Here is a 26,367-nt window from a genome sequence, read left to right as displayed (position 1 = left end):
TTCTTGACTCAAGCATTAATGCAGTACGATCTTCAAAGTTAAGATGATGGTATGACAATTTTATATACTCCATAAACCCTTTAAATTAATTAGGTGGTTTATGTCGCACTTCAAGTTTTACTCTGCCTCTTCTAGTTCAGCACTTGGAGTACTTATCCCCTCCAAAAATTCAGATAACTTTTCTTTAAAATATGCATTAAAAACACTAAAACTCTTTTTATTATTAAGAGTAACTCCTAAAGGAATTAGATAATAATCATCTATATTTTTTAAAGTAGATATCACTTTTTCAATATGCTGTACTGTTTCTTTAGCCCCTGAAAAGCGTGAAGGTAGATTCGAAGCCTTGATTTGTTTTATAGATTTATCAATAATTTTAACAACTTCAAGCTCTTTAGTATCAAATTTAATTTTATCTTTTTTAATTAGAAAAATTGGAACAATATAAGGAATATTAGAGTCATCTAAAGATTTGTTATGAGATAAGTTGATATTCCACTCTTTATTAGCCAAGAAAATTTTATCTAAAGCTTCTAGTACGGTACTTTTCCCAATTCCATTATTACCAACTAATCCACAAAATTTTTCACCATCACTAAGGGGAACAAAATTGATCCCCTTATATGTTTTTATATGTCTTAAAAAAATTCCAACTATCATTTCAATTATTCAAAAATTAATTGCGTAAATATAAGAAATTTAAATTAAAAATTCAATCTTTTATATTTTAGAGAAAGTCGATATTTTTATAAAACTACTATTCTTTTAGGTGATAAGTCGCCACGCTGTGAAGAAAAAATTTCTTATAACTATTATAAATTGGACTCTTCTCCTCTTTTAATAAAAGGAGACTTTATCATGTGATTAATTTGATACGCGCTGTCCTCTCTCCTTTTTTAAAGGAGAGGGCTAGGGAGAGGATTTATAGTTATGAAATTAATCCCCCTAAATCCTCCTTTTGCAAAGGGGGACTTTTTTATTTATTTCGAATCGAACCCAACTTATTCCAAATATCCGGCGTCAAAAATGTGGTTACCAGCTTATTCAGATCTACATATCGCAATATACCTTTAAGCTGATTGTTGATTTCAGGATTCTTTAAAATTTCCTCACCTGTACTACGTCCGAGTCCCTGAAAACTATTCCCCACAGCTTCCAGACCTTCTGCCTGAATCACCGCTTTGGTCTGTGCCGAACATTGCTCAACTAAAATACGCTGTAATACTGAAGCCAGATTTTTATCCAGACTTTCCTTCTGCTGGACTGATACATTGCTATAGGCTTTTAAGTCCGGATGTGCAGATAAGGCCACAAAGGTCCATTGCATCACCGTGGTTTTATCGGCAGTTGTAGTCGACCTCTCCAGACAATTACTGAGCTGATCGACCGTTGGGCCTGCATTTGCTATTTGCACTACTCCCAACAAGGCAGTTGCCATCAGCGCAGAACGAACGATTTGGGAAAATCTGTGGCTTACAGGGGAAACATAGCGAGACATAAGCAAACTCCGATGAACAGTTTGCCCTTTGTACCACAAAGCATTACAGTTCATCTGTTATTGCATTGCAAAATCAATCTGATTTTTAGCAAAGTACTTGGCGCGTTGATTACGCTAGGCATTCACCCAGTTTCAAAATAAAAATGCCACGTTTCTAAAGCGTGGCATTCTTATCGATTAAAGTTAGATTCTTTTAATTGAGCTGTTTCAACATATTCTTGGCACCCGCATGATTATATTGCGATGCCAGTCCGTTCAGGACGCGTTGAGCCTGTCCTTTGGCATTTGGAAAACGGCTGCTATACGTCGAAATACTGGTCAGACAACGCGCCACCAACATACCGGATTCAGTATAAACCCGCGTTCCTTCTGTGCCTTGCTGCTTACCATAGTTATAAGCACGCTGGGCATTATTACAGGCATTATTCAAATTTCTACCATTATTAATGTCACGCCGGGCAGTCACATACAACTTCATTTGCTGCTGTTGTGGGGTTTCGTTCACACTTGCACGTGGAGCGGCAACTGTCACCGGCTTAGGCTCTTTCTTCTCGACTTCGGCTTTGGCCAGTTCTTTGCGCTCAAGTTCTTTACGATCGTGGTCTTTCTGTTCTGCCGTTGGTTTTGCTGCTACAGACGTTTTGGCAGTAGCCGTTGCCTTCACCACATTGACCTGTTTCTTGGCTGTCTTTGCAGTGCTCGCAGTTGCCTGATAAAAATTATGTGCTTCAGCTGTTTTCATCAGTCGGGTCAGCAACCGAACGCTACGGGTCTTGCTATTATTTTCTGCCTGACGTTCCGCAACAGGTTCAATCGACACAATCCAGCTTTCCGCAAGATCACCCATCGTACATTTATAGGCACCGATTCCCTGTACAACACCTCGATTTGCAGCGAGACGTGTACGCTGGGCAGAATCATTCACCAGACCAAATTTGCTCTTATATAGCAGGGATAACTTACCCCCCTGTTCATGGCAATATTGCGTCATGACTGAACGTGGATACATGGCCTGAGTGGTATTATGGCGCTGTTGTTGATCCCATAGATAGACATAGTCTTTCGCCTTGCCATCTGACTGATTGATGCCCCGTTTCACAATCAATTCTTGGGGACTGTGAAAAGGATGTAATATATTTTTCTTTGCGCCTTGCATGCTATTACACGCTGTCAAGCTCATCGTTATTGTTATCAATAAAAATACTTTCAGTTTCACCGTAAATATCTCAACCCAAAGCATCTACATAAAATAATGCAAAACTGTGCAAACAACAAATACAAGCATCTGATTAATAGAATTATTTTTAAATTTAAAAATATCAAAAATGATAACTATGAGACATTTTAATGGTTATTTTTGAAATTATTTGCATTAACTTTCATGTGGTGCAGTATTATTATTGAGATAAAACCTGCTCAAGAAAAAAGACCAAAGAAGGAAGTACGTACTTCTTTGGTCACTCATCTGGCAGGCTGGATCGAGCTTTTATACTTGTATAGCAAACCACTCTCCACCATCCGCATTCAGTTTATGAGCATTAAAATACTTAATTTTCATCAACGTACATTTATTATTTTTATACGTCAGCGGGGTTGAAAATTAAGTACCAAACACGTTTGGCCCTTAGGATTCTAGTCAAGCGAATATTCACTGAATATCCCCAAATTGGGAGGTTTTACAAATATTTTGCCTATAATTGACCGTTCATCGGATACTCCGGCCAATCCTGAGTTGATATAAAAAAGACCCGCCATAAGGCTGGTCTTTTTAAAATACCAAACAATATTTTTTAATGAATATGAGATTCAAACGCTTTCAGACGCTTGTAGATCGACATTAACTCGATAATCTTTGGCCAAGACAAAATCAGGTACTGGAACGATTCACGGACCTTATTAAATACATTCAGGATCTGCATCATCAAACCTAAAGTAATTGCTCCCGCTGCAATACTCGGAAATAGCACAAACAGGCCATAGATATTGTCGAGCTGCAAATACCAGATCCGTACCATATTGAAATAGGCATAGTGGAAATACAGGCGGAAATAATTCCAGCGCACCCGGCTAAACAGCTCTTTTAGTGTCAGTGGCTGGGCACGTTCGGCATGATCTTCCCCATATACCAGTTCTTTACGGTAAGCCGCTTCGACTTTCTGGTTATTAAACTCCAGTCCTGGCAGTTTCATACCAACGACCATCAATACCACTGTACCAAAGACCGCCCAGCCCAAGGATGCCCAGACCAGCGCGTGACTAATCTCACCCACAATCGGTAAGGTCTTGACGTGACTTGAAAGCTTGTACAGAACTGGCAAAAAAGCCATCAACAACATAAACGATTCAATAAAGGAAACGCCAAGTTCTTCAGTACTGCGAGCAAAGCGCATGGTATCTTCCTGAATACGCTGTGACGCCCCCTCAATATGCCGCAGCTTTTCCCAGTAAGCCGTATAGTAATCATTCATTGCTGTCCGCCAGCGGAACACATAATGACTGACAAAGAACATGTTAAATACTGCCAGGGTGACATAGATCATCGCGATATAGATAAAGACCAATGCGCCCTGATAGAGCAAAGTTACGTCCCCACCCCCACTGGTCAGCATCTTCTGGATCTGGTCATAGAACGGACTGTACCATTCATTCAGCACAACATTGACCTGAACTCCAAACCAGATATTGAACAGGATAAAGGCCGAACCCCACACCGACCAGCGCTGCCAGGGGTGGCGCGCTACCACATACCAGAATCCTGCAAAAAGCGCAGTTGCAGTCAGGAACCAGAGATAGAACCACAGGAATTTCTGTGACCAGAAACGGCTGATATCAATCGCCATCGTCGCTTCATGGTAGCCTTCGCTAAAACCCACATAACTGCCCCAGCTTGAACCTCCACTATGCCAGATCGCGAGGTTGATAAAGAACCACACCACCACGCTGAGAAAAAACCAGACGGGTTTTGGAAAGAAAGACTTAAACATGTCCTTTGCATGCTCCTTATTTTTAGTAGACCTCAGGTCAATCAATCATGATGAAATCTGCAGCAGTGTAAAACAGTTCATAACAGGTTTTTCAACCTGATCAAAAAAATATCTGCCTGAAAACTGCTTATTTTTATCAATCTATTTATAAGCATGAATCATTATGTATGTAGTGAACTGAGCACTTATGTGATAAATCCTGTGATCCATCCTTTGTTGGTTTTAACATCAGTTAACAAGCCTGTACAGAACAGATACGATATATGGTTATTTTCCATCCTACACTACAAAAATATGCACTATTGAAAGGGATCATCCCAATTTTCCATTTTGCAAAAACTATTAAATAACAAAGAAAAATTATGCTATCCTTGAATGAATAGTAAACATAATTAACCGCGGGAAGTTAACTCATGGAAAGCTCTGTAATTGAACTACTGAAGCCAATCACCTTGGAAAAAGAAAACTGCACGCCAATTATTTATGAAGAAGGTACAGTGCTAAAAGTAGTTATGCAAACACCAACCAGTCTATTGGTCACTACAGACAACCAGTTTAACTTTACTGTTGCACTAAAAGATGAAAATACAATCTGGAGAGAATTGTAATTCTGCTGATTCAAAGTTTGGTCTGGGTTGTTGTATGTTTTACTTCTTCTCCTAAATACAGATCAACACCTGCCTGACAGTATTATTATTTTAATCCTAAAGCTGAAAACAGATAAAAAAACCTCCCATCACATCGGGAGGTTTTTTTATTGTCTTAAGAAAAATGTAGAATCTTGAGACCTACTACACAATCAATATGCCAGCTTTAGCAGGAAGCGGAAAAAGCCTGCAATGAGAGCCATTGTGACAAAGCCTGCAAGCCATAACACAATAAACCAACCTGCCCGATTCAGTTTCATCCTGTTTCCTCCACAAGCCTAATGATAGCCATCATCACCTACCCGTACCTTATCCCGGAACACCCAATAAGACAGACCGGTATAAAACAGGATAATTGGGATGAGGATCAATGCACCAATCAAGGAAAACAGCTGACTGCTTTGCGGTGCGGCGGCTTCCCAAAGAGTAACACTTGGCGGAATGATATAAGGCCAAAGGCTAATGAGAAAACCGGTATAAGCCAGGATCACCAGCGCCAAGGTATAGATGAATGGTGCAAATTCCTGACGGCGTTTACAGGCACGCAGCGCCATAAAGGTAAATAATACAACCAGTATCGGCACCGGACTAAAATAGAAAATCTGTGGTTGACTAAACCAGCGCTCGGCAATCTGTTGATGTGCCAGTGGCGTATACAGACTAACTGCTCCAAAGACCAGTAATAACACAATGATAAGTTTTGGCATCAGCTGGAACATCTTGTCCTGTAACTCGTGGTCAGTTTTAAAGATCAGCCAGCCACAACCTAGGGTTGCATACAGGATTACCACACCTACTCCGGTAAACAGCGAAAATGGAGTCAACCAGTCCAGTCCACCACCACTATAAATGCCATTCGTGGTTTTAATGCCCTGAATATAAGCGCCAAGAATTACGCCTTGCAAGAAAGAGGTCAGAAGCGAACCACCAATAAAAGCGATATCCCACCAATGCCTGCCACGATGTGCCTTAAAGCGAAATTCAAAGGCAACTCCTCGGAAAATCAGTGAGATGACCATCAGGATAATCGGCATATATAGCGCGGACAGCACGGTTGAATAGACCAGTGGAAAGGCTGCAAACAGACCTGCTCCACCGAGTACCATCCAGGTTTCATTGCCATCCCAAACCGGTGCCACGGTATTCATCATCACATCGCGTTCATGCTGATCCTTAAAGAAGGGAAACAGAATGCCTATACCTAGGTCAAAGCCATCCAGTACCACATACATCAGTACACCGAGCGCGATGATCGCAATCCAGATCAATGACAGGTCAATCATTTGTTATTCTCCTGATCACGTTGAGCACGGTCATCCTCTTCATTTTGCTCAAAGGTACTCATTGGACGTTTAGACGCACGGATGACTTCACCCTCAGTATGCGGACGGGCATGGATAAATTCTGGTCCCTTATGCATCATTTTTAGCATGTAATAGATGCCGACACCAAATACGACACAATAGACCACTACAAAGATAATCAGAGTAAGTCCAACCTGTTCAGCTGATACAGGTGAGAGTGCATCACGAGTGCGCATGACCCCATAGACCACCCATGGCTGACGGCCCACTTCCGTAGTAAACCAGCCTGCCAATAAAGCAATAAATCCGGAAGGCCCCATGAAAAAGGCGAACCGGTGCAACCAGCGGGCTTCATAGAAACGACCCGTTTTACGCAGGATCAGACCTGCCAGCGCCATCAAAAGCATCAGCATCCCTAGACCGACCATGATGCGGAAGCTCCAGAACACCACCAGCGAGTTTGGGCGGTCTTCAGGCGCAAAATCTTTTAGACCCTGCACTTCACCGTCCATACTATGGGTCAGAATCAGGCTGCCCAAGTTTGGTATGCCGATAGCATATTTGGTTTCTTCGGCTTCCATATCCGGAATACCAAACAGATAAAGCGGCATGCCTTCACCACGGTTAGTTTCCCAGTGTCCTTCAATCGCAGCAATCTTGGCTGGCTGATATTCACGGGTATTTAAACCATGAAAATCTCCCACAATTACCTGTAGGGGTGCCAGCACCAGAATCATCCACATCGCCATGGAAAAAGACTTTTTGACCAATGCATCGCGGCGCCCTTTAAGTAGATGCCAAGCAGCTGTAGCCGCTACTAGCAGTGCCGAAACCAGAAAGGCAGCAATCCCCATATGCAATAGACGATACGGAAAAGACGGGTTAAACACGATAGCAAACCAGTCCTGTGGCATGATGATGCCATTTTCAATAATAAAACCCTGCGGGGTCTGCATCCAGCTATTAGAGGACAGGATCCAGAACATGGAAATACAGGTACCCAGGGCAACCATTACCGTAGCAAAAAAATGGGTTTTCGGACCGACCCGATCCCAGCCAAAGAGCATGATACCGAGGAAACCGGCTTCCAGGAAAAAAGCTGTCAAGACTTCATAAGCCAGCAGTGGTCCAGTGACACTTCCAGCCACTCTGGAAAATTCACTCCAGTTGGTGCCGAACTGATAACTCATGACCACACCAGAGACCACCCCCATACCGAAGGCTAATGCAAAAATTTTGATCCAGAATTTAAACAGATCCCGGTAAACTGGATCTTGGGTTTTGAGCCAGCGCCATTCCAGAACGGCCAGAAAGCTGGCCAAACCGATGGAAATCGCAGGGAAAATAATATGAAAGGAGACAGTAAAGGCAAATTGGATACGTGCCAGTTCCAGCGCAGTTAAACCTAAATCCATGTCATCACCTTATTGTAGAAATTGTTGGTGAGAGAAATTCAGCTTAAACAGCTGAAATGGCTTCATTATTTTGTAGTTTAGGCCGTATACGATTTTCATAATGTTGCAAATCTGTAGGACTTTAATATCTGCATCCTGCCCTTTTTCCAGGCTGAGTGGCTTTGCTCCGCCATGGATCAGCCATGCGAAATTTGTGATGTTCATGTTATTTCACTCTTTAAAACGTTTTAGATAGCGGCAAGGTCGTGCCTTACCGGACTTGGCGTATTAAAGCGTGACAGGAGGTGCCCTGCCTTGCGGTAGTAAATACAGCCGTTGCAGGGAAAAATAGACATGTCGGTAAGCCGATTTATAGAAAGTCAGCTTGACCTGAATCCGATCAATGACCTCATCAATACCAAAATTAAACGGCAGCACAATGTCACCATATACGGTACAGTACTGGCATTGATGGTTATGTTCATTATGGTCATGATGATGGCCAGATTCGGCCCCTAGATGGTCAATCAACGCATGATAGCTTGCGTGTACATGCTGATGCTGCTTCGGTGAGAGAAGATTATGTGTAATAGAGAGACAGACCGGGGCAATATGGTATTGCTCCGGTAATAGCGGCTGTAAATATACAGCAAACTGTAATAGCAGCGTTGCACATGCCAACAGTAACCCACTACGTTTCAGCAAAACATTCTCTCGAATTGACCGAAGTGAAGAAATATTGAGGCTGAGCTTAGATCAAAATCCAAGCATTATACTCAACTTTAATATTACAACCTTATAATATATATATTTATTATGAAAGCCTTATTTTCATTCTTAATTTTTATAAATTTTTGAATATAAGAAATTAATTTTCATGTTCCAGAGCTTATTCATTTCAGGAAAAGTACAACCGCATACTTTGAACAGGAATGCGCCGAGCCACAAAAATAATATCTAAATTGAGAATCTCATCTTATTACAGTAGCAGGATCAGACAGAGAGCTACGCTTCAACTTAAAATACTTTCCGGCAGAAAAAGGTTTAGCTGAATGATCACCCTGTCCGGATCAGGCAGGCTTTTGTTGCAGTACGCTATAAATTTCACATTCTCGACAGCCCAAGTCCGGTCAACAGAAACTGTTCCGGATGAATTTTCTTTATTGCATAGCGCCATACTACCAGGCTAAAACAGAGATTCAGCTTTCCTGAAATACCGGAATATCCAGCCACTGTGCATTTGGAAAATCCTTTTGCAAACATTGCTGCAGATACTGAATAGTATCCTGTGCAATGACTTCATCCTGAGCATCATCGGCATGGTTAAATGCCAGCGCATACAGCTCAATCTTACGCTGCTTGAGCAGTTCCAGACTGAGCAGAGTGTGGTTGATACTGCCAAGACGACCTGAGGTTACCAGAATGACAGGAAGCTGCTGTGCGGCAATATAGTCTACGGTGAGCAGGTCTTCTGTCAGTGGCACCATCAGACCACCTGCTCCTTCCAGCAGAACACGGTCAAACTGTGCGGCCAGTTGCTGTGTGGCCTGTTCAATTTTTTGAAAGTCTACTGGACGCTGGTCCAAACGTGCTGCCAGATGGGGCGATGCCGGATAGCTATAAATTTCCGGCATAGTCAGCTTTTGCTGATCTTCTGGCAGCAAGCCGCAGCCCATGATCTTGCGATGCTGTTCGATATCTTCAGACAGATCAGTGTTGCCAGTCTGGATCAACTTCTGGGTAATAGTACGGATGCCCTGTGCATTCCAGATTTTGGCCAGAAAACCGGTAGCATAGGTCTTGCCAATACCGGTATCTATACCGCTGACAAAATAGATGTTTGCGTTCATGGGTGCTTCCGTGCAATGAGATAAATCGGGTGATAGGTCAAAGGATACTTCTGGCTATCTGATAGCTGGAATTGTTGATATTGCTCATAAAAAAGCTGTAAGGAAGATTTGCTCCAGCGGAAACCATCTGCCGTCGCCTGTACGCCGGTGGCCTTGATATGTTTCAGTACCTGGCGAGGATGTTCAAACTCCAGAATCAGGCGCTGTTCCTCCTGCATCAGGACCTCATAACCACAAGATTCCAGCAGTTCAACCATTTGTGGAAGTGAGCGATATTTCAGCCCCTGTCCAGTCAATACTTTAATTTCTTTTAAATTGTCCTGTGCATAGCTGGCAAAGCAGAACCAGCCAGACGGATTTAAAGCCTGATGAATTTTCCCAAATAAAGCGTCTAGATGCTGCACCCATTGCAAGGCAGAACAGGACACCACCAGATCCAGCGATTGTGGTAGTGGCAAAGTTTCAATATTGCCAATTCCCCAGTAAATCCGGCCATCTTCCTCAAAATGCTGTTTAACTTCTGGATAAAGGTCATTTAAAAACAACTGGTCGAAACTGTAATGCTGCATCAGCTGGCGGGTAAACAGACCTGAACCACAGCCAATTTCCAGGATACGCTGTAAATTTACCGCAATATGCGCTTGCATATACTGGACCAGTTCCATTGCTACTCGACGCTGGGCAATAGCATGCTGTTCATAGCTGGACTGTGCCTGAGCAAAGCGCTGCGCGATCTGATCAGTTTTCATCGTGGCAACTCCTGCAGAGCATCCTGCAACTGTTGCAGCTGTGCCGGACTGACCTGCTGATGTAAACAGATTCGCAATCTGGAAGTGTTTTTAGGTACAGTCGGTGGACGTACTGGCAGGACATAAAAACCCTTTTGCTGTACATATTCTGCTGCAGCGACGGTTTTGGCTGCATCGCCAATAATTACCGGTACAATTTGAGAACTGGATGGACAAGCATAACCCAAGGCCTGAATGCCCTGATGACAGCGCCTGGCCAGACTGGCAAGCTGTTGGCGCTCTTCCTGCATTTCTTGCATTTTCTGGAAAATAAAATGCGTCCAGGCCATACAGATTGGGGGCTGTGCAGTACTAAAAATTAGCGGACGCATGCTGTTGATCAGATATTCACGAATAAGCGGATGACAGACCAGATAGCCACCGACTGAAGCCAGCGCCTTACCAAAAGTTCCGACCAGCAGGTCAATCTGGTCTATGACCTGATACTCCTCGGCACAACCCAGCCCGTGTTCACCACGCACACCAATTGCATGGGCTTCATCCACATACAGCATAACCTTATCAAATTGCTGTTTGAGTGCCACTAATGCACCGAGATCCGTTTCATCACCATCCATACTAAAAATGGATTCAGTGACGACAATGATGCGCTGAATATTATCATCTGCCTGATACTTTACTAAAAGCTGTTGTAGATGTTCCAGATTATTGTGCCGGTAGCGTACATAACTGGCATTGGATAAACGGATACCATCAATGATGCTGGCATGTACCAGCTTGTCGGCAATAATAATGGTCTTGCTATCCGCCAATGCTGGCAGAATCCCGATATTCATATGATAGCCGCTGTTAAACAACAGCACCGAACGATCAAAAGCCTGCGTCATGCTGGTCTCCAGCTGTTCATAGGCCGGGAAATTCCCAGTCAGTAGTCGTGAGGAGCTGGCACTCATCTGTCGTTCAGCAAGCGATGTCAGGTCAAAAAATTCTTCCCGTAGCGGCAGATTAGCCGCCAGACCAAGATAGTCATTGGATGCCAGATTCAGCATCTCAATCCCATTCAGCTGAAGATAAGGCTGGCTGGAAATCCCCTGCTTAAACTGACGGTACTGGCCCTGCTGTTTCAAATTATCCAGTTGCTGCTGAAAATGTTCCAGATGCTTCATACTGTTGTTCCCATTGCCTGAATCATCTCGCACATATGCACCAGTAAAGTTTTAAGTTGTTCAGCAGAAATCACAAATGGTGGCATCACATAGACCAACCGACCAAAGGGACGAATCCATACGCCACGGCGTACACATTCTGCCTGGAAGCTAGCCAGATCAACAGATTGCTGTAACTCCACGACTCCAATCGCGCCAAGTACGCGGATATCCGCAACCTGTGGCAAGGCATTTAATGGCTGTAAATAGTCTTTTAATACTTGTTCAATCTGTTGCACTTTTGCCTGCCAGTCCTGTGACAATAAAAGCTGGGTGCTTTTGAGTGCTACTGCACAGGCCAGTGGATTCGCCATAAAGGTCGGGCCATGCATAAATACGCCTGCTTCACCACTGGAAATGGTTTCTGCGACATGCGCAGTCGTCATTGTGGCTGACAAGGTCATATAACCGCCAGTCAGCGCCTTGCCCAGACACATAATATCTGGGCTAATACCCGCATGTTCACAGGCAAACAGTTTGCCACTCCGGCCAAAACCAGTCGCGATTTCATCCAGAATTAAGAGGATATTGTAACGATCACACAGCTGACGTACCTGGCGCAGGTATTCCGGATGATACAGGCGCATGCCACCTGCTCCCTGCACAATCGGTTCAATGATCATGGCTGCAATCTGTTCATGCTTTTCTGCTAACAATTGTTCCAGTGGCTGGATATCATCAACTTGCCATTCACCATCAAAACGGCTTTGTGGTGCCGGAACAAAATAACGGTTCGGCAGACTAGAACCAAAAATCTGGTGCATACCCGTGACCGGATCGCAGACTGACATGGCATTCCAGGTATCGCCATGATAGCCAGAACGAGTGGTCACAAAATTGCTTTTCTGTGCCTGACCACGGGCATGCCAGTATTGCACCGCCATTTTCAAAGCCACTTCCACAGCAACCGAACCGGAATCGGCATAGAAAATCCGATCCAGTGGCTCTGGAGTAATCTCAATCAGCAATTTAGCCAGATCAATCGCCGGCTGATGGGTCAGGCCACCAAACATGACATGTGACATGGATTGCAACTGGGTCTGCACCGCCTGATTCAGCTCTGGATGGTTATAACCATGGATCGTGCACCACCAGGACGACATCCCGTCAATCAGCTGTGTGCCATCTTCCAGTTCAATTACAGCACCATGTGCCGCCCTCACCTTGTAACAAGGCAAAGGATGAGTCATGGAAGTATATGGATGCCAGATATGCTGCTGATCAAAAGAATCGTGCACGGAAAATAACCTAAACAATAGCGCTGTCCTGATCTTAACGGTTTAATTCTGAAATGAACATCTAGCTGACCTTTAGCAATTTTTTGATTAACGAAGTTTTTGTAAAAATTGCAAGATTGGCTCAATGACCAAACTGGTATCGAACAGGATAGCATCGTGCGCAGCTGAAATTTTCACCAAGTTCAGATGATCTGCATTGAAATATGCAATATTTTGTATAACTTTGTAGGGAACTAACATATCGTTCTCAGAACTTATAAATAGCATCTTGCCAGGATAGCTTTTTGAGATATCTACCAAACTTAATTGTTCTAAAAGATAGAGATGAGCCTGCTGATAGGATAAATCAATATTTACCAACTGCTCTTGTAAATGTTTTGCCCGTTCTCGTGGTGCTACTGAACCCAAAGTGACCAGTGCACAGAAGCGTTTTAGAGCCTGTTGAGGTTGTAACATCACCGCCTGTTTAAACTGCTCATACTGCGCTTTAGGCATCGCGTGAGGCCAGTTCTCTTGCGCCACAAAGCAAGGGTTTGACATACAGGCAATTACGGGCTTGGCGACTTGTATCTGCTGATAGATTGCATTAGCCAATAACAATGCTAACTGCCCGCCAAGTGACCAGCCAATCAGTACATCTTTATCAGCTGCAACCTGTACCTTTTCTGCCAGTATTGCTGCATTATTCGGATCAAAGATATCCCAGACTTCGATCTGATGCTGTGGTGTTAACTGCTGTTCTAGCTGCTGTACAAATTCATTCAGTACCTGAGTCCCCAGCCCCCAGCCGCTGATGAGCAGAATTTTCATCAATCCTGTTCCCTATTTTTTATCATCTATTCAATAAAAAAGGGACCAATCTCTTCCGGAATGATCCCTGATATACAGCTGCAAAATTTAAGCAGGCTGCATGGCATCCATAGCAAGCTCGCGGCCGGTTTTCTTCGGTGCTTCCGCTTTTAGCCCCAGTTTGGCAAACAGGGCTTTGTCCTTGCCTTCACCACTATTCGGTGCAGTCAGTAATTTATCACCTGAGAACAGTGAGTTAGCACCTGCCATGAATGCCAGGGCCTGATCGGAATCAGATAGAGACTCACGGCCTGCAGACAGACGGATATAGCTTTTTGGCATGATGATACGTGCTACGGCAATCGTCCGGATCCAGTCAATCACATCCAGCTTTTCTACATCGGCGAGCGGTGTTCCTTCGATTGGCACCAGCATATTAATTGGTACCGATTCCGGATGAATTGGCATCGTCGCCAGTTCAAATAATAATCCCACACGGTCCTGTTTACCTTCACCTAAACCGACAATCCCGCCACTACATACATTAATTCCAGCTGAACGGACATGGTCTAAAGTATTTAAGCGATCGTCAAAAGTTCGGGTGCTAATGACATTCGCGTAATATTCACGCGAAGTGTCGAGGTTATGATTGTAATAATCCAGTCCAGCATCTTTTAAACGTTCTGCCTGAGAGGCATTCAACATACCTAAGGTCATGCAGGTTTCCATACCCAGCTTTTTTACTTCCTGGATCAATTCCAGCACATAAGGCATATCGCGCTCATGCGGATTCCGCCATGCTGCGCCCATACAGAAACGGGTCGATCCTGATTCTTTCGCCTGCTTTGCTTCAGCAATGGCTTTTTGTACCTCTACTCTTTTTTCAATTTCCAGATCTGTATCGTAATGGGCAGACTGGGAACAGTATTTACAGTCTTCCGGACAACGACCGGTTTTAATAGAGAGTAAGGTGCTGACCTGTACGGTATTGGCATCAAAATGCTCACGATGAATTTGCTGTGCCTGAAATAGCAGATCCATCAGTGGTAGATCATAAAGTGCCTGAATCTCGTCACGCGTCCAGTCATTGCGAATCATAGTCTCAACATCAATGTTAAAAAGGAATGCAGAAATAATACGCGGTTTTTTAAAAAATGGTTTAGCCTTTTCTATCAAAATTTGAAGGAATGACGCTAATTTATAAGCTGAGCTTTTCAATCAATTACAATTTTATGCTGCAAGATTTTATGATTTAAGCTGCTTTAATCCTTATTATTTATATATAAAACTTATAAATAAAATTCTCAATTTCTGTCTTGATAAAGATTAATAATGAGTTTGCAACTTACTCACTACCAAGCTCCTAAAAGCCAGTAAAACCAAGCTCATAGTAGAAAATTTAAAGTCCTTGGCTCTAAAAATCCAAGGGCTTTTTTATAAAAGTATTGTTTAACTCAAGCTGACAATTCATTAAAGTTTAAATCTGAGTCGGTACAAATAAAAAGCGCGAGATTTTTAAAATTTAGCTCAATCTATGTCTATTCATAAAGTGACTCATTTCATCGGAAACATCAGATATACAAGCTGTATCAGTCCACATGACTTAACCACGAATCGCTGCCTGAATTATTGCTACATCAATTTTCTTCATTTTAAGCATGGCATCAAATGCCCTTTTTGCTACTGCAGGATCTGGACTGTAAGATGCTTCAAGTAAAGCCATGGGGATAATCTGCCAAGAAATTCCCCATTTATCCTTACACCAGCCGCATTCACTTTCTTGCCCACTATTGTTCACAATCGCATTCCAGTATCGGTCCGTTTCTTCCTGATCTTGTGTGGCCACTTGAAAGGAAAAAGCTTCATTATGCTTAAATTCTGGCCCACCATTCAAACCAATACATGGAATACCCAATACCGTAAAATTGACTGTAATGACATCTCCCTTTTTTCCTGACGGATAATCTCCAGGCGCAAGGACTATTGCTCCTACTGAGGAATCTGGGAAGGTTTCTTCATAAAACCGTGCAGCCTCTTCAGCATCGTGATCGTACCAAAGGCAGATGGTATTTTTTGCAATATTCATGATCTCACCTCTGCGTAGATAAGAGATAACGCATTTGTGCATTCTATATTCGACCTAAGCTGGCAAAAGGCCAGTTTCTTTGTTGTGTTTTTATTCTTCGAATTGTAATAGCAGGTACTTCTTGATCTGCTGCAGATTTTATAAAGTGCTTTGCAGCTGTTCCAAGCCACTAAAATGTTTATAAAGTTGTCGATGTCCAAGTCGACCATATGCCTTGCTTTTTCATTTGCGCTGATTACAGACCGCTACTTTGAAAATACCTTAATCGGTCGGAAACCCCATTTCTATGACAATGCGGTGGCCGGGGTAATTGGTGTTTTCCTACTGTATAAAGGCTGCCTGTATCTATCGTGAAAGTATAGAAGTGGAAAAACTGACAGATTAAATTCCTTCCAAACAGTAAGACCTTTAACCATTTAAAGGTTTTTTCTTTCTTTGTGAAAAATTAATTTAAAACCAAGGTCTGCATATTTCAATTTTTCAGGTTCTTTTCCTAAAAACCTGAGCTCAGCAAGCCTTGCAAAATAGCTCGTTTAAGACGACTTAGCCTTACAAAAAGCTACATTTCCAGTGCGTTAATTTCCTGGAATTATCTAAAAAATATTTTTATGAATAACATTAATTTATGTTATAAATTACCCCATTATTTTACTTTATTATTTATTACGTAATTAAATTACGTATTGAATAATATCTTATATCCAGTATGATGAGGTAAATTCCTTCTTTTTCTTGTATGCATCAGGAAGCGATGCAGTTCAGTAAGTAAAAGAAGTCAGGCAAACGGATTTGTCTACTCAATATAAAATGGCAGTGATACATCCGTGAGTCCTGAACAAGACAGTAAAAGATGAGCAATAGGATTGCTTTTAAATAATGAGGATGTTGTATGAATGAATTAGCCAATCCATTAGAACTGTGCGGATTCGAATTTATTGAATTTGTCTCTGAAGATGGCCAACTGGATCCTGTTTTTCAAACCATCGGATTCACGAAAGTGGCGAAGCATAAATCGAAAAATGTTTACTTATGGCGCCAAGGCAATATTAATATCATTCTGAATTATCAGCCTGAATCATATGCAGCATATTTTTATAAAGAGCATGGCCCTTCTGCCTGTGCAATGGGATTCCGTACCAAAAATGCTGCGAAAGCCTTTCAAAAAGCAATTGAAATAGGTGCGGAGCCAATTTACAACAAAATCGGCCCAATGGAGCTGAACATTCCGGCGATTAAAGGCATTGGCGGTTCTCCAATCTTCCTGGTGGATTGTGACATTTACCAGAATGATTTTATTTTCTTTGATAACGTTCCATCCCGTCCACTGGGTACAGGTTTAAATGAAATCGATCATTTAACCCATAATGTGTATAAAGGCCGTATGCAGTACTGGTCAGATTTCTATGAAAAGATTTTCAATTTTCAGGAAATCCGCTATTTCGATATTAAAGGTGAATACACTGGCCTGACTTCTAAAGCCCTGACAGCGCCAGACGGCAAGATCCGTATTCCACTGAATGAAGATTCAGATAAAGGTAATGGTCAGATTGCTGAATTCTTAAATGAATTTAATGGTGAAGGCATTCAGCATATTGCCTTTATTTGTGATGACCTTCTGGAAACCTGGGACAAGCTTAAAGCCTTAGGTACCAAGTTTATGACACCGCCGCCAAGCACCTATTATGAAATGCTGGATGAGCGCTTGCCAAATCATGGTGAACCGGCAGATGAACTGCAAAAACGCGGCATCCTGCTAGATGGCAATACCAAAGACGGTAATAAACGCCTGCTGTTACAGATTTTCTCTGAAAATATGATTGGTCCAGTGTTCTTTGAGTTTATCCAGCGCAAAGATGACGATGGTTTCGGTGAAGGGAACTTTAAGGCCTTATTTGAATCCATTGAACGTGATCAGATCAAACGTGGCGTTCTGGACATCTCGAAAGCCTGATCTTTGTTTAAAATATACCGATGCATATAGTGTCATATGCATCGGTATTACTGCCTCTGTTTCAACATATACGCTTATATAAAACTTAAGATTCTGCACCGATGACGGTATAAAAATAATAAAGCCCATCATCACTGTTCAGTACTTAATCTCACATGGATGATGAATAAAAATGCAGCATATTGAACAAGGAAACCTGAAAAAGGGTTTAAGTAACCGGCATATTCAACTTATTGCACTGGGTGGTTCCATTGGTACCGGCCTGTTTCTCGGCATCTCACAAACCATCAAGCTGGCCGGACCTTCCGTTATTCTGGGTTATGCCATTGCAGGCTTGATTGCTTTTCTAATGATGCGCCAGTTGGGTGAAATGATTGTACATGAACCTGTCAGCGGCTCTTTTAGCCATTTCGCTTATAAATACTGGGGCAAGTTTGCCGGATTTATGTCTGGCTGGAATTATTGGGTACTGAATATTCTGGTCTGTATGGCCGAATTAAGCGCTGTCGGTTTGTATGTGCATTACTGGTGGCCTGAAATCCCAACCTGGGTGTCTGCGCTCGGCTTCTTTATTTTCATTAATGTAATCAACTTACTTCACGTAAAATTATTCGGAGAAATGGAATTCTGGCTGGCGATCATTAAAGTCGGCGCCATTATTGCCATGATTGCTTTCGGCAGTTATTTACTGGCCAGTGGCAGTGGTCACAGCCAATCCAGTCTGGAAAATTTGTGGCAATTAGGTGGCTTCTTCCCGAATGGGATTATGGGTCTGATTATGGCGATGGCCATGATCATGTTTGCTTTTGGCGGTATTGAACTGGTCGGCATTGCAGCGGCAGAAACAGATAACCCGAAAAAAACCTTACCTAAAGCAGTGAACCAGATTGTTTACCGTGTTCTGTTATTTTATATCCTGAGCCTGGTGGTGATTCTATCGCTTTATCCTTGGAATATGATGGCGCAAGGCGGCAGTCCTTTCGTGCTGATTTTCGATTCGCTTGGTAGCCAGACAGTGGCCGCAGTTCTGAATTTTGTGGTTTTAACCGCAGCGATTTCGGTTTATAACAGTACTAATTACTGTACCAGCCGCATGCTGTTGGGATTAGCTCAACAAGGTAATGCACCTAAATTTCTAGCTAAAATCAATCAACGCGGTATTCCGGTCAATGCCGTTATGGTCTCGGCATTCTGTACGCTCCTATGTGTCTTGTTAAATTATCTGGTGCCAAAAAAAGCCTTTAGCATGCTGATGATGCTGGTGGTCGCAGCCATTGTGATTAACTGGGTGGTAATTTCCTATACCCATTTAAAATTCAAGACCTCCATGAACCGCATGCAGACCAGAACAGATTTTCCAAGTGTGGCTTACCCATTCACTAACTATTTATGTATCGCATTTATGGGCGGTATTCTGCTGATTATGAGCAGTACCCCAGAAATGCGAATTGCGGTTGTTATGATCCCGGTCTGGATTGGACTTCTGATGATTGCTTATTTCTTCAAACGCAAAAAAGAAAATCAGACAGCTGTGTTAGACACGACCAAAATCAGCTCTTTACCAGAAGCGTAATACTATATTAATTAGATTAGGATAGATTCATGTTTCAACATATTGATCCCTATGCCGGTGATCCGATTCTTTCTTTAATGGAAGAATTCAACAAAGATCAACGGAGTAACAAAGTCAACTTAAGTATCGGTCTGTATTACAATGAAGATAACATTGTGCCGCAGCTAGACTCAGTTCAGAAAGCTTATACTTACCTGACCCCTGACTATCATAAAGTTCGTGTCTATTTGCCGATGGATGGACTGAACAGCTTTAACCAGGCTGCACAGAAATTAATTTTTGGAACTTCTAGCCCTGCTCGCGAGCAAGGCCGTGTAGTCACAATTCAGACCTTGGGCGGTTCGGGAGCACTGAAAGTCGGCGCAGATTTTTTAAAGAAATATTTTCCAGAATCAGAAATCTGGGTCAGTCAGCCGACTTGGGAAAACCATATTGCGATCTTTAGTGGCGCTGGTATTCAAACCCATTTTTATCCTTATTATGATGCAGAAACCAATGCCGTGAATGTTCCGGCGATGCTGGATTGCTTAAAACAGCTGCCAGCGCAGAGCATCGTGCTACTGCATCCCTGCTGTCATAATCCGACCGGGGCCAACTTACAGCCACATGAATGGGATCAAGTTATTGAAGTTTTAAAAGCCCAATCTTTAATTCCTTTCCTGGATATGGCGTATCAAGGTTTTGGTCAAGGGTTGGAACAGGATGCTTATGCCATCCATGCTCTCGATCAGGCCGGAATGCACTTCATCGTGAGCCATTCATTTTCCAAGATCTTTTCTTTATACGGTGAACGAATTGGCAGCCTGAGCTTTGTCTGTGATGATGGCAGCAGTGCGAAAAATGTGTTGGGTCAGCTAAAAGCTACCGTGCGCCGGATTTATTCAAGTCCGGCGGCGAATGGTGCCCTGCTGGTCAGCCAGGTATTGAATGATCCTGCGCTGTTTAGCCAGTGGCAGGCTGAGGTGGAAGAAATGCGCCAGCGTATTTTAAGCATGCGTGGCTTACTCAAAGAAAAATTATTCGAGGCGCTACCGGAGCTGGATTTTACTTACCTGACCCAGCAGCAAGGTATGTTTAGCTATACCGGCTTAACTGCTGAACAGGTAGATTTGTTAAAACAGCATTATGGTATTTATCTGGTTCGTAGTGGCCGCATGTGTACGGCGGGTCTGAACCTCAGCAATATTGATTATGTTGCCAAGTCGATGGCAGCTGTGATTAAAATGCAAAGTGAAGCTGAACCGTTGATTGCTTAGAAATAATTAAGTTGTTAGAAGCCTTCTAATTCTAATATTGGAAGGCTTTTTTATGGATCTTGCTTTATTCTTTTTTTAAATTAAAAGCGAGTGATCATCTTGGTTTTGTGTTGCAAAAATAAAATCATTTTTAATCCTATTTAGCGATCAAAATCTTGATAAAAAAGATCCAATCCCTGAATCAGATCTGGATCTGTGAAATGAGTTCAGGTTTAGAAAACTTATCTGCAATAAATGAAAGTTTTAGACAGTAACCTCTGGATTAAACAAGCCATCAATCTGTTTTTGGATTCCAAGCAGATAATCAATGGCTTCTTGCATCTGGTCTGCTGGCAACTGGTCTTCGGTGCCAATACAGGTAATAACATGATCAAGCTGTCGACTGAAGTTATATACTGGAATCGCCACCGCATGGATGCCCGCCATCATATCGCCAGTGACTGAGGCATAACCCTGTAGCAGAATTTGCTTCTTAAGCTGCAAGAATTCTTCCCAGTTCGCAGGATATTGACCGGTTTTAGCATTACTTGCCCATTCTTTTTCCAGTAAGGGCTTAATGATATGTTCCGGCTGTAGGCAGGCATGCAAACGGCCTGTTGCCGACTTCAGCAAAGGCATACGTGAACCGACCCGGGTAATGATATTAAATACGTGGTTAGATTCAAGCGACTGAACCACGACAGCACCATCGGAAAACCACTTGCTGACATGAATACTGCAATTTAAATGCTGCTGAATTTCCGCAATATATTTTTGGGTTAACTCCAGCATATCGGTACGTTTTAAGGCATTCACCCCAAATGCGTGAGCACGCTCACCCAGGCTATAGCGCCCGTCACTGAGCTGCTGTGCATAACCTTTACGTATCAGACTCACCACATAACGATGCACTTTTGCAGGATGCATAGACAGGACTTCTGACAGCTCTTTTAACATCATTGGTGCATTATGTTCAGTCAATGCATCGAGCACAGTTAATCCTACTTCTAGAGACTGCACCCCTCCCTGTAATTTTTCTTCCTCAACGTTCATCGTTTCATCCTGCATATACGCATTAATTTTCATGGTTCTATCAAGCCATTGTACTACTGAAATCAAAAATCTTGCTCAGCCAAATCTGATTCCAGATTCAGATCATAGCGGCATTTTAACAAATTTACATTATTCATAATCAAATTATTTATTGCGTAATTTAAAAATATAAGTATGATTCTGTATAGCACTTAAATTTTCCACGGAAAGGATCCATATTTATGACGACGCGTTTAAAGTCATTTGTCGACATCGCTCCTGATTCAGATTTCCCTTTAGAAAACCTGCCTTATGGTATTTTCAGTGATAAGCAGAATGCTCAACCACGTGCCGGAGTTGCACTTGGAGAATGGGTGGTTGACCTGGCAGCATTGGAAGCAAAGGGTTATTTAAAGCTGGAACAAGGCCAGCAATTTTTTAACCAGCCAACCTTGAATGCTTTTATTGAGTCGGGTAAAGCCAACTGGTCTAAAGTACGAGCAGAGTTACAGACGCTGTTGTCAGCAGATCATGCCGAATTGCGTGATAATCAGGAACTCCGTGATCAGGTTTTCTTTAACCAGTCAGATGTCAAAATGCATCTGCCGGTGCATATCCCGGGCTATACCGATTTCTATTCATCGAAAGAGCATGCCACCAATGTCGGCTGTATGTTCCGTGATCCGAAAAATGCATTGTTAGCAAACTGGTCAGAACTTCCAGTCGGTTATAACGGCCGTGCCAGCTCCGTAATTGTCAGCGGTACAGAGATCGTGCGTCCATCTGGACAGATCAAATTACCGGATTCTGATCGTCCAGTCTTTTCAGCATGTCGCAAGCTCGACTTTGAACTGGAAACCGGCTTTATCATCGGCAAGCCAAATAACTTAGGCGAGCCTATTGCGATTGAAAATGCCTGGGATCATATTTTTGGCATTGTGCTATTCAATGACTGGTCTGCACGTGACTTGCAACAATGGGAATATGTACCGCTAGGTCCATTTAACGCCAAGACTTTTGCCTCTTCGATCTCGCCATGGATCGTAACCATGGAAGCGCTTGAACCATTTAAAACCAGCTCACCTGCTCAAGAGCCAAAACCTCTGGCCTATCTGCGTGAAGATAGCAGCAGTAACAGCTATGACATTAACCTGTCTGTTGAAATTCAGCCTGAAAATTCAGACCAGGCTGATGTGATCTGTGAAACCAATTTCAAATATATGTACTGGTCGATGGCACAGCAACTGGCTCATCACACAATTGCCGGCTGTAATGTTCAAGTCGGTGATCTGATGGGTTCCGGCACAATTTCCGGTCCTACGCCAAATTCTTATGGTTCATTACTGGAAATCACCTGGAATGCAACCAAACCACTGACTTTGTCGAATGGTGAACAGCGCACCTTCATTCAGGATGGCGATACCGTGATCATGAAAGGTCATTGTGAAAAAGATGGCCTGCGTATCGGTTTCGGTGCTGTGAGCGGCAAAATCCTGCCGGCGATTGATTTCGGTTTTACTGAATAAGCCAGGGTGAAATTATGACCATGCAACTGTATACCTATTTTCGGAGTTCAGCCGCTTACCGGGTTCGTATTGCGCTCAACCTGAAAGAACTCAAAGCAGAACATATTCCGGTTCATCTGGTAAACAACGGCGGCGAACAGCATAGTGAAACGTTTCGACAGGTCAATCCGGGTGAGCTGGTGCCTGCCTTAATTGAAGATGATTTCACGCTGACCCAGTCGCTCAGCATGATTGAATATCTGGAAGAAAAATTTCCGGAAACTCCCCTGTTGCCCAAGGATTTGCAACAGCGTGCGCTGATTCGGGCCTTTAGTCTGAATATTGCCTGCGACATTCATCCCTTAAATAACCTACGTGTACTTCAATACCTTAGTAAAACCCTGAGTGCCAGCGATGAACAGAAAACCGAATGGTACAGACACTGGGTCATCACCGGTTTAAAAGCGCTCGAAGCTCAATTAACGCTTTCAAATGGCCAATTCTGTTTTGGAGATCAGCCGAGTCTTGCAGATTGCTGTCTGATTCCACAGGTATATAACGCCAAACGTTTCAACATTGATCTTTTGGATTTCCCGAAAATTGAATCGATTTATGCCCATTGCAACTCACTAGACGCATTTCAAAAAGCTGCACCTGAAGCGCAGCCCGATGCAGCATAAGAATATATAAGGATATAACCATGACCATTCAAATCGAAAAAATTCACCATGTCGCCTACCGCTGTAAAGATGCCAAAGAAACCGTGGAATGGTACAAAAAGAACCTGAATATGGACTTTATTCTGGCTTTTGCTGAGGATCATGTTCCGTCTACCAAGGCTTTCGACCCATATATGCATCTGTTTTTAGATGCAGGCAATGGCAATGTGTTGGCCTTCTTTGAACTGCCCACCCAACCGGAAATGGGCCGCGATGAAAACACCCCGAAATGGGTGCAGCACATTGCCTTAAAAGTGAAGGATCGTCAAGCACTGGTTCAGGCCAAAGAACATCTGGAAGCCAATGGCGTAGATGTACTGGGCATTACCAATCACGGCATTTTCCATTCAATTTACTTCTTTGATCCAAATGGCCACCGTCTGGAGCTGGCGTATGATGATGAAAAAGCACCGCAGAAAATTGCCATGATTACCGAAGAAATGAAATACGAAATGCTGGAAGAATGGTCGAAGACTAAACGCGCACCTTCACATACCCACTTCCTGCATGCAGATGAATTAGACCATAGCGCTCGCGAAGCCAAGATGGACGCTTGAATTTTAAGAAAAGGATTTCTGATGAATAAAGTCGTTGCCAATGCTCAGGAAGCTTTAGCGGATATCGTTGCCGACAATCAAACGCTAACCGTTGGTGGGTTCGGTTTATGCGGTATCCCTGAAGCACTTATTGAAGCTTTAAAATATACCGGTGTGACTGGCCTGACCTGTATCTCCAATAATGCCGGTGTAGACGATTTCGGTTTGGGCAAATTGCTGCAAACCAAGCAGATCAAAAAGATGATTTCTTCTTATGTCGGTGAGAACAAGGAATTTGAACGCCAATATCTGAATGGTGAACTGGAAGTAGAGCTGACACCTCAAGGCACACTGGCAGAAAAACTGCGTGCGGGCGGTGCAGGTATTCCTGCTTTCTACACTCAAACAGGCGTAGGTACCTTGGTTGCCGAAGGTAAAGAAGTCCGCGAATTCAATGGCAAGTCTTATATTCTGGAAGAATCCTTAACTGCTGATGTGGCTCTGGTTAAAGCCTATAAAGCGGATAAAGCCGGCAATCTGGTCTTCCGTAAAACTGCGCGTAATTTCAATCCTGAATGTGCCATGGCCGGTAAAATCACTGTGGCTGAAGTTGAACAGGTTGTAGAGATTGGTGAACTTGATCCGGATGATATTCATCTACCTGGAATTTATGTAAACCGAATTGTTATCAATGCTGCACCGGAAAAGCGCATTGAACAGATGACCTTAAAGGCAGGAGCATAATCATGGCCTGGACTCGAAATGAAATGGCTCAGCGTGCGTCACAGGAACTTGAAGATGGTTTCTATGTCAATCTCGGTATTGGCTTGCCAACCTTGGTAGCCAACTATATTCCAGAAAATATCAATGTCTGGCTCCAGTCTGAAAATGGCCTCTTAGGCATTGATGAATTCCCGACTGCAGAAACAGTTGATGCAGACCTGATTAATGCCGGTAAACAGACAGTCACTGCCCGCAAAGGTGCTGCCTTCTTTTCCAGTGCGGATTCCTTTGCCATGATTCGCGGTGGACATGTCAATATTGCGATTCTGGGGGCAATGGAAGTTTCCGAAAAGGGTGATCTGGCAAACTGGATGATTCCAGGCAAGAAAGTCAAAGGTATGGGCGGTGCCATGGATCTGGTAGCCGGTGTGCAGAAAGTTGTAGTCCTAATGGAACACACGGCTAAAGATGGTACCTCGAAAATCGTTCCTCAATGTACTTTGCCACTAACAGGTAAAGGTGTGGTCAACCGGATTATCAGTGATCTCGGCGTTATGGATATTACTTCAAGAGGAATAGTCTTAATAGAACTGGCCCAAGATGTCACGCTTGAGCAGATTAAAGCTGCAACTGGAGTTGAGCTGATTACGGATAGACTTGAGGCTGCCTGATCTGCTTCTACTGAATAATCAAAGCAGCGAAAGCTGCTTTGATTATTCTTATGAAATATTCCTTTAGCATCGTAATTACATTGAAGGTAAAGAATATTTTTCTATAATATTCATGTTCTTGCCGTACAATTTTTAAAAGCCCAATAAAATTTTATGAATGTAATTCACCTTATTGGATCAAATAAAATTATCTTTATTTCTATTCAAATAAGTTTGCAGAAAAACTATTTTTTTTTCGGTTTATTATTTTTTTATTAAGCTCAATAAAACTTATAAAATTTAAGATTCAGAACTACTTTCACACTAATTTATATTTAAGGTGATCAATAAAGATAATGATGATAATAAAATTTTAATTAGTAGAAAAAATACTTAATAAAAAAGCCACTTAATATAAGTGGCTGATTTATAACAAGAATTTTGGTAGAGATGGCGGGAGTTGAACCCACTAAAGCTGGCGAATTCAAACATGAGGTGCGACAGTTTGAAAAGTCTTATGATAATCAACAAGCTGAGCAAATTTCTCTAATGGTGTAAGCCAATCTAACGCTTTTCTAGGACGAGTATTCAGTGACATGGCAACTTGATTTAAATAATGCTGATCTGCCTGATTTAAATCAATCCCTTTAGGTAAATATTGCCTAATTAAACCATTCATATTTTCGCATGTGCCTTTTT

At 42.7% G+C, this 26,367-nt stretch carries 27 protein-coding genes and 1 pseudogene; 10 read left to right on the top strand and 18 right to left on the bottom strand.

Annotated elements, in window-relative coordinates:
• Positions 1–117: 117 nt before the first annotated feature.
• The 4 genes from C3420_RS13245 to sbmA form a co-directional block, all read right to left on the bottom strand.
• Positions 118–660, bottom strand: coding sequence for an ATP-binding protein (locus C3420_RS13245; RefSeq protein WP_103800752.1), 543 nt, complete (start codon positions 658–660; stop codon positions 118–120).
• A gap of 316 nt (positions 661–976) precedes the next feature.
• Complete coding sequence (locus C3420_RS13240) at positions 977–1,498, bottom strand: hypothetical protein (protein ID WP_103800751.1); 522 nt, start codon at positions 1,496–1,498, stop codon at positions 977–979.
• Between the two features lie 193 nt (positions 1,499–1,691).
• Positions 1,692–2,678, bottom strand: a complete 987-nt coding sequence (locus C3420_RS13235) for a hypothetical protein (protein WP_076753193.1) — start codon at positions 2,676–2,678, stop codon at positions 1,692–1,694.
• Between the two features lie 610 nt (positions 2,679–3,288).
• Complete coding sequence (gene sbmA / locus C3420_RS13225; protein ID WP_004810997.1) at positions 3,289–4,482, bottom strand: peptide antibiotic transporter SbmA; 1,194 nt, start codon at positions 4,480–4,482, stop codon at positions 3,289–3,291.
• A 413-nt stretch (positions 4,483–4,895) separates the two neighbouring features.
• Here sbmA and C3420_RS13220 point away from each other — a divergent pair, with 413 nt between their 5' ends.
• Entirely contained in the window at positions 4,896–5,090 is a 195-nt protein-coding gene (locus tag C3420_RS13220; protein ID WP_004810999.1) for a hypothetical protein, read from the top strand.
• A 191-nt stretch (positions 5,091–5,281) separates the two neighbouring features.
• On the opposite strand, the gene C3420_RS13215 is transcribed toward C3420_RS13220, so the two are convergent.
• The 12 genes from C3420_RS13215 to C3420_RS13160 all read right to left on the bottom strand — a co-directional run bounded on the left by C3420_RS13215 (position 5,282) and on the right by C3420_RS13160 (position 15,744).
• Positions 5,282–5,389, bottom strand: a complete 108-nt coding sequence (locus C3420_RS13215; RefSeq protein ID WP_017401650.1) for a hypothetical protein — start codon at positions 5,387–5,389, stop codon at positions 5,282–5,284.
• A gap of 18 nt (positions 5,390–5,407) precedes the next feature.
• Positions 5,408–6,412, bottom strand: a complete 1,005-nt coding sequence (gene cydB, locus C3420_RS13210) for a cytochrome d ubiquinol oxidase subunit II (protein ID WP_004811002.1) — start codon at positions 6,410–6,412, stop codon at positions 5,408–5,410.
• Positions 6,409–7,848 (bottom strand): cytochrome ubiquinol oxidase subunit I, encoded by a 1,440-nt coding sequence (locus tag C3420_RS13205; RefSeq protein WP_004811005.1) that lies wholly within the window; start codon positions 7,846–7,848, stop codon positions 6,409–6,411. Before C3420_RS13205 ends, cydB begins: the two co-directional genes overlap by 4 nt.
• A 9-nt stretch (positions 7,849–7,857) precedes the next feature.
• Entirely contained in the window at positions 7,858–8,052 is a 195-nt protein-coding gene (locus C3420_RS13200) for a hypothetical protein (RefSeq protein ID WP_103800749.1), read from the bottom strand.
• Between the two features lie 63 nt (positions 8,053–8,115).
• Entirely contained in the window at positions 8,116–8,532 is a 417-nt protein-coding gene (locus C3420_RS13195) for a hypothetical protein (RefSeq protein ID WP_048881376.1), read from the bottom strand.
• A 494-nt stretch (positions 8,533–9,026) separates the two neighbouring features.
• Positions 9,027–9,677, bottom strand: coding sequence for a dethiobiotin synthase (bioD, locus tag C3420_RS13190; RefSeq protein ID WP_048881375.1), 651 nt, complete (start codon positions 9,675–9,677; stop codon positions 9,027–9,029).
• Positions 9,674–10,426, bottom strand: coding sequence for a malonyl-ACP O-methyltransferase BioC (bioC, locus tag C3420_RS13185; protein ID WP_103800748.1), 753 nt, complete (start codon positions 10,424–10,426; stop codon positions 9,674–9,676). The genes bioD and bioC overlap by 4 nt, the downstream gene beginning before the upstream one ends.
• On the bottom strand, positions 10,423–11,592 hold the full coding sequence (locus tag C3420_RS13180; RefSeq protein ID WP_103800747.1) for an 8-amino-7-oxononanoate synthase: 1,170 nt from the start codon (positions 11,590–11,592) through the stop codon (positions 10,423–10,425). The genes bioC and C3420_RS13180 overlap by 4 nt, the downstream gene beginning before the upstream one ends.
• Positions 11,589–12,869 (bottom strand): adenosylmethionine--8-amino-7-oxononanoate transaminase, encoded by a 1,281-nt coding sequence (gene bioA, locus C3420_RS13175; RefSeq protein WP_103800746.1) that lies wholly within the window; start codon positions 12,867–12,869, stop codon positions 11,589–11,591. Before bioA ends, C3420_RS13180 begins: the two co-directional genes overlap by 4 nt.
• 87 nt (positions 12,870–12,956) lie before the next feature.
• Entirely contained in the window at positions 12,957–13,679 is a 723-nt protein-coding gene (locus C3420_RS13170) for an acyl-CoA thioester hydrolase/BAAT C-terminal domain-containing protein (protein WP_103800745.1), read from the bottom strand.
• An 87-nt stretch (positions 13,680–13,766) separates the two neighbouring features.
• Positions 13,767–14,756 carry a biotin synthase BioB gene (bioB, locus tag C3420_RS13165; protein WP_103800753.1) on the bottom strand — a complete coding sequence of 330 codons (990 nt, stop codon included), beginning with the start codon at positions 14,754–14,756 and terminating at the stop codon, positions 13,767–13,769.
• Between the two features lie 505 nt (positions 14,757–15,261).
• Positions 15,262–15,744: a VOC family protein gene (locus C3420_RS13160; protein WP_103800744.1), complete on the bottom strand. Its 483-nt coding sequence runs from the start codon at positions 15,742–15,744 to the stop codon at positions 15,262–15,264.
• A gap of 228 nt (positions 15,745–15,972) precedes the next feature.
• Between C3420_RS13160 and C3420_RS17650 the strand changes: the two are divergent.
• The 4 genes and pseudogenes from C3420_RS17650 to C3420_RS13145 all read left to right on the top strand — a co-directional run.
• Positions 15,973–16,129, top strand: a pseudogene (locus C3420_RS17650) (MFS transporter); the annotation flags it as partial.
• Positions 16,130–16,633: 504 nt separating this feature from the next.
• Positions 16,634–17,695, top strand: coding sequence for a 4-hydroxyphenylpyruvate dioxygenase (hppD, locus tag C3420_RS13155; protein ID WP_004893356.1), 1,062 nt, complete (start codon positions 16,634–16,636; stop codon positions 17,693–17,695).
• 172 nt (positions 17,696–17,867) lie between these two features.
• Positions 17,868–19,268 carry an amino acid permease gene (locus tag C3420_RS13150; protein WP_103800743.1) on the top strand — a complete coding sequence of 467 codons (1,401 nt, stop codon included), beginning with the start codon at positions 17,868–17,870 and terminating at the stop codon, positions 19,266–19,268.
• A 29-nt stretch (positions 19,269–19,297) separates the two neighbouring features.
• The gene (locus C3420_RS13145) at positions 19,298–20,524 is read left to right on the top strand and encodes an aromatic amino acid transaminase (RefSeq protein ID WP_103800742.1); all 1,227 of its coding nucleotides are present in this window, start codon (positions 19,298–19,300) and stop codon (positions 20,522–20,524) included.
• Positions 20,525–20,767: 243 nt separating this feature from the next.
• Here C3420_RS13145 and C3420_RS13140 read toward each other — a convergent pair whose 3' ends face one another.
• Complete coding sequence (locus C3420_RS13140) at positions 20,768–21,589, bottom strand: IclR family transcriptional regulator (RefSeq protein ID WP_103800741.1); 822 nt, start codon at positions 21,587–21,589, stop codon at positions 20,768–20,770.
• 188 nt (positions 21,590–21,777) lie between these two features.
• On the opposite strand from C3420_RS13140, the gene fahA reads away from it, so the two are divergent.
• The 5 genes from fahA to C3420_RS13115 are packed head-to-tail and all read left to right on the top strand — an operon-like array spanning position 21,778 to position 25,689.
• A complete protein-coding gene (gene fahA, locus C3420_RS13135; RefSeq protein WP_103800740.1) occupies positions 21,778–23,061 on the top strand; it encodes a fumarylacetoacetase in 1,284 nt (427 codons plus the stop codon).
• Positions 23,062–23,081: 20 nt separating this feature from the next.
• On the top strand, positions 23,082–23,720 hold the full coding sequence (gene maiA / locus C3420_RS13130; RefSeq protein WP_076754872.1) for a maleylacetoacetate isomerase: 639 nt from the start codon (positions 23,082–23,084) through the stop codon (positions 23,718–23,720).
• A 20-nt stretch (positions 23,721–23,740) separates the two neighbouring features.
• On the top strand, positions 23,741–24,316 hold the full coding sequence (locus C3420_RS13125; RefSeq protein ID WP_103800739.1) for a VOC family protein: 576 nt from the start codon (positions 23,741–23,743) through the stop codon (positions 24,314–24,316).
• Positions 24,317–24,337: 21 nt separating this feature from the next.
• Entirely contained in the window at positions 24,338–25,039 is a 702-nt protein-coding gene (locus C3420_RS13120) for a CoA transferase subunit A (protein ID WP_103800738.1), read from the top strand.
• A 2-nt stretch (positions 25,040–25,041) separates the two neighbouring features.
• Complete coding sequence (locus C3420_RS13115) at positions 25,042–25,689, top strand: CoA transferase subunit B (RefSeq protein ID WP_103800737.1); 648 nt, start codon at positions 25,042–25,044, stop codon at positions 25,687–25,689.
• Between the two features lie 463 nt (positions 25,690–26,152).
• Here the strand turns inward: C3420_RS13115 and C3420_RS13110 are convergent.
• Positions 26,153–26,367, bottom strand: a 215-nt coding sequence (locus C3420_RS13110; RefSeq protein ID WP_031991246.1) for a hypothetical protein, incomplete at its 5' end; no start/stop codon positions are given.

Origin of the sequence: Acinetobacter sp. ACNIH3 (assembly GCF_002918965.1) — a bacterium.
GTDB lineage: Bacteria > Pseudomonadota > Gammaproteobacteria > Pseudomonadales > Moraxellaceae > Acinetobacter > Acinetobacter schindleri.
The sequence above is the reverse complement of the archived record's forward strand: the minus strand, read 5'-3'. Positions and strand labels throughout refer to the sequence as shown.

Bases quoted from the DNA above. Each gene is read 5' to 3' on its own strand.
- C3420_RS13150 (WP_103800743.1), top strand. From the start codon at position 17,868: ATGCAGCATATTGAACAAGGAAACCTGAAAAAGGGTTTAAGTAACCGG.
- C3420_RS13215 (WP_017401650.1), bottom strand. From the start codon at position 5,389: ATGAAACTGAATCGGGCAGGTTGGTTTATTGTGTTATGGCTTGCAGGC.
- fahA (WP_103800740.1), top strand. From the start codon at position 21,778: ATGACGACGCGTTTAAAGTCATTTGTCGACATCGCTCCTGATTCAGAT.
- maiA (WP_076754872.1), top strand. From the start codon at position 23,082: ATGCAACTGTATACCTATTTTCGGAGTTCAGCCGCTTACCGGGTTCGT.
- C3420_RS13205 (WP_004811005.1), bottom strand. From the start codon at position 7,848: ATGGATTTAGGTTTAACTGCGCTGGAACTGGCACGTATCCAATTTGCC.
- C3420_RS13180 (WP_103800747.1), bottom strand. From the start codon at position 11,592: ATGAAGCATCTGGAACATTTTCAGCAGCAACTGGATAATTTGAAACAG.
- bioB (WP_103800753.1), bottom strand. From the start codon at position 14,756: ATGATTCGCAATGACTGGACGCGTGACGAGATTCAGGCACTTTATGAT.
- C3420_RS13235 (WP_076753193.1), bottom strand. From the start codon at position 2,678: ATGAGCTTGACAGCGTGTAATAGCATGCAAGGCGCAAAGAAAAATATA.
- C3420_RS13220 (WP_004810999.1), top strand. From the start codon at position 4,896: ATGGAAAGCTCTGTAATTGAACTACTGAAGCCAATCACCTTGGAAAAA.
- C3420_RS13245 (WP_103800752.1), bottom strand. From the start codon at position 660: ATGATAGTTGGAATTTTTTTAAGACATATAAAAACATATAAGGGGATC.
- C3420_RS13200 (WP_103800749.1), bottom strand. From the start codon at position 8,052: ATGAACATCACAAATTTCGCATGGCTGATCCATGGCGGAGCAAAGCCA.
- C3420_RS13170 (WP_103800745.1), bottom strand. From the start codon at position 13,679: ATGAAAATTCTGCTCATCAGCGGCTGGGGGCTGGGGACTCAGGTACTG.
- bioD (WP_048881375.1), bottom strand. From the start codon at position 9,677: ATGAACGCAAACATCTATTTTGTCAGCGGTATAGATACCGGTATTGGC.
- C3420_RS13240 (WP_103800751.1), bottom strand. From the start codon at position 1,498: ATGTCTCGCTATGTTTCCCCTGTAAGCCACAGATTTTCCCAAATCGTT.
- C3420_RS13140 (WP_103800741.1), bottom strand. From the start codon at position 21,589: ATGAAAATTAATGCGTATATGCAGGATGAAACGATGAACGTTGAGGAA.
- C3420_RS13125 (WP_103800739.1), top strand. From the start codon at position 23,741: ATGACCATTCAAATCGAAAAAATTCACCATGTCGCCTACCGCTGTAAA.
- C3420_RS13160 (WP_103800744.1), bottom strand. From the start codon at position 15,744: ATGAATATTGCAAAAAATACCATCTGCCTTTGGTACGATCACGATGCT.
- C3420_RS13115 (WP_103800737.1), top strand. From the start codon at position 25,042: ATGGCCTGGACTCGAAATGAAATGGCTCAGCGTGCGTCACAGGAACTT.
- bioC (WP_103800748.1), bottom strand. From the start codon at position 10,426: ATGAAAACTGATCAGATCGCGCAGCGCTTTGCTCAGGCACAGTCCAGC.
- cydB (WP_004811002.1), bottom strand. From the start codon at position 6,412: ATGATTGACCTGTCATTGATCTGGATTGCGATCATCGCGCTCGGTGTA.
- hppD (WP_004893356.1), top strand. From the start codon at position 16,634: ATGAATGAATTAGCCAATCCATTAGAACTGTGCGGATTCGAATTTATT.
- sbmA (WP_004810997.1), bottom strand. From the start codon at position 4,482: ATGTTTAAGTCTTTCTTTCCAAAACCCGTCTGGTTTTTTCTCAGCGTG.
- C3420_RS13120 (WP_103800738.1), top strand. From the start codon at position 24,338: ATGAATAAAGTCGTTGCCAATGCTCAGGAAGCTTTAGCGGATATCGTT.
- C3420_RS13145 (WP_103800742.1), top strand. From the start codon at position 19,298: ATGTTTCAACATATTGATCCCTATGCCGGTGATCCGATTCTTTCTTTA.